This window comes from Pseudarthrobacter sp. fls2-241-R2A-127 (genome assembly GCF_030209355.1).
Lineage (GTDB): Bacteria > Actinomycetota > Actinomycetes > Actinomycetales > Micrococcaceae > Arthrobacter.
The window spans coordinates 1-2,657 of the sequence record NZ_JARVSF010000055.1 but is presented as its reverse complement, the minus strand read 5'-3'; the positions used below and the strand labels follow the sequence as shown (position 1 = coordinate 2,657).

The following is a 2,657-nucleotide window of genomic DNA, read 5'->3' as shown; positions in this document are numbered from 1 at the left end:
TGTTAGCGGCCATGAAAAACTGCCCATAGGCGGCCACGAAAGTGCCCACTGACGGCCAGTAAAACTGCCCGCAGGTGGCCATGAGATCTGCCCACGTCCTTACTGAACCGACCGCGCCTTAAGCGGTGGGGGCCTCTCCCTGGGGTTTGATGACGGTGTCTAAGCGCACCAAGCGAACCAGGAAGAGGCCCTGTATGAAGTCTGACGGAGAAATCATGGAAATTCTTGCTGCCTACGATCTGACCGGATCGTTGCGCGCCACCGCGGAGCTCACGGGCTGCTCGCACCACACAGTTGCCAAACACGTCGCCGCCCGGGATGCCGGCAGGCCGATCGGCGAACCGCAGGTCCGGGGCCGGGTCACCGACCCTTACCTGCCCAAGATCGAGGAATGGATCGACGGATCCAAAGGCCGGATCCGGGCCGATAAGGCCCACGAAAAGCTGCTCGCTCTGGGCTACACCGGATCGGAGCGGTCCACCCGCCGCGCGATTGCCCAGGTCAAGGCCGCGTGGCGGCTGGGCCACACCCGCGTCCACCGGCCCTGGATTACCGAGCCCGGGATGTGGTTGCAGTACGACTTCGGCGAAGGGCCCCGGATCGGCGGGGTGAAGACCATCCTGTTCGTTGCCTGGCTGGCGTTCTCCCGCTTCCGCATCGTGATCCCGCTAAAGGACCGGACCGCGCCGAGCGTGTTCGCGGCCCTGGACCGGTGTTTCCGGATTCTCGGCGGTGCACCGACGTATGTGCTGACGGACAACGAGAAGACTGTCACCACCGCCCATGTTGCCGGCGTCCCGGTCCGGAACCAGCAGACCCTGGACTTCGCCCGGCACTACGGGGTGACCGTGCTGACCTGCCAGCCTGCGGACCCGGCCACCAAGGGCGGCGTGGAAGCATCGGTGAAGCTCGCCAAGGCCGACATCGTGCCCAAAGACACCAACCTCCGCGGCGAATACGCCACCTTCGCCGAACTCGAAACCGCCTGCCAGGCGTTCATGGACGAGGTCAACAACCGGGAACACCGGACGACGCGCCGCAAACCCGCGGCTATGCTCGCCGAGGAAGCCCCCAGGCTGCACCGGATCCCGGAGACCGCCCACACGGTCGCGTTCGGCCTCGCCCGCACCGTTCCGGAGAACAGCCCGATGGTCACCTTTGAAAACGCCCAATACTCCGTCCCGGCGCACCTGCTCGGAGCCCGCGTGTTCGTCCGCACCCACGGGACCGGGCCCGCCGAGCAGGTCATCATCGTCCACCACGGCACCGGTGGTCCGGTCGAAGTCGCCCGCCACGACCGCGCACGGCCCGGCAGCCCGGCCATCAACGATGACCACTTCCCAGACACCAGGACCAGGGTGCCCGGCGACTACGAGGTCAGGGCCCGCAGCGCCGACGAGGCAGCCTTCCTGGCGATCGGCGAAGGCGCCCGAACCTGGCTGATCGAGGCCGCCGCGGCCGGAACGGCACGGATGAACGTGAAGATGGCAGAAGCCGTCACCCTGGCTAAAATCGCCGGCACCGACCAGGTCGACCGCGCCCTCGGCGACGCCGCGCTCCACGGCCGCTTCGCGCACCCGGACCTCGCCTCGATCCTGAACGCCAACATCCGCCGCACCACCACCCACACAGCCAACGAAGCGACCTCACTGACCCAGGGCACCGGAGCGTGGGCCGCGATCGGCAACCCCGCCCTAAACACCACCGCCAAGAACACCGCCACGGAGGAGGCCCGATGAGCCCAGTCACCACGACTAACACCGCCGCTCCGCCGCTGCCGGCGGACCTGGAGGCCCTGATGCGGTCCCTGAAAATGCCCCACGCCCGGGCACTGGCCCCGGACCTGATCGCGACCGCCCGAGCCCAGCGCTGGGAACCAGCCGAGGTCATCAAAGCCCTCTTCACTGAAGAAGCCGCCGGCAGGGCCCGGTCCATGCTCGCCTCCCGACGCAAAGCAGCAGGGTTCCCGACCGGGAAGACCTTCGACGCATGGGACCCTGCAGCGTCCTCCATCCCGGCACCGACCCAGCAAGCACTACGGACCTTGGAATGGATCAGCCGCAGGGAAAACCTGGTCGTCTGCGGACCTTCCGGAACCGGCAAGACGTTCTTCCTCGAAGCCCTCGGCCAGCAGGCCGTCGAAGCCGGGATGCGGGTCGCCTGGTTCAGGCTCGAGGACCTCGGCGTCCTCATCCGCGCCCACCGCACCGACGACAGCGTCACCCGGGCCGTCGCCCGGATCCTCCGCGCCGAGCTCGTGGTCATTGACGATATTGGCCTGTTACCAGTGGCCACGGACGCCGCCGAAGGCCTCTACCGGGTCGTGGACGCAGCCTACGAGAAACGCTCCGTCGCGATCAGCTCCAACCTCCACCCCGCCGGCTTCGACGAGCTCATGCCCAAAACCCTCGCCACCGCCACCGTTGACCGGCTCCTCCACCACGCCCACGTCTGCCAGACCAGCGGTGATTCGGTCCGCCTCACCCAAGCCCTCGCAGGAAAAGGAGTAACCCGCCTGAACTAACCAACCCAAACGATGGCCAACCCCGCCGAACCACTCAGTGGGCAGATCTGTTGGCCATCACCGGGCAGTTTTACTGGCCACCAGCGGGCAAATCAACTGGCCGCCCGTGGGCAGAAACAAATGGCCATTGACA

General features: G+C 66.9%; 2 protein-coding genes. Both read left to right on the top strand.

Annotation, left to right across the window (positions count from 1 at the left end):
• The first annotated feature begins 194 nt into the window (after positions 1-194).
• Positions 195-1,739, top strand: a complete 1,545-nt coding sequence (gene istA, locus QRN53_RS21520) for an IS21 family transposase (protein WP_285245844.1) — start codon at positions 195-197, stop codon at positions 1,737-1,739.
• The gene (istB, locus tag QRN53_RS21515; protein WP_285245843.1) at positions 1,736-2,524 is read left to right on the top strand and encodes an IS21-like element helper ATPase IstB; all 789 of its coding nucleotides are present in this window, start codon (positions 1,736-1,738) and stop codon (positions 2,522-2,524) included. The genes istA and istB overlap by 4 nt, the downstream gene beginning before the upstream one ends.
• The last annotated feature ends 133 nt before the right edge of the window (positions 2,525-2,657 follow it).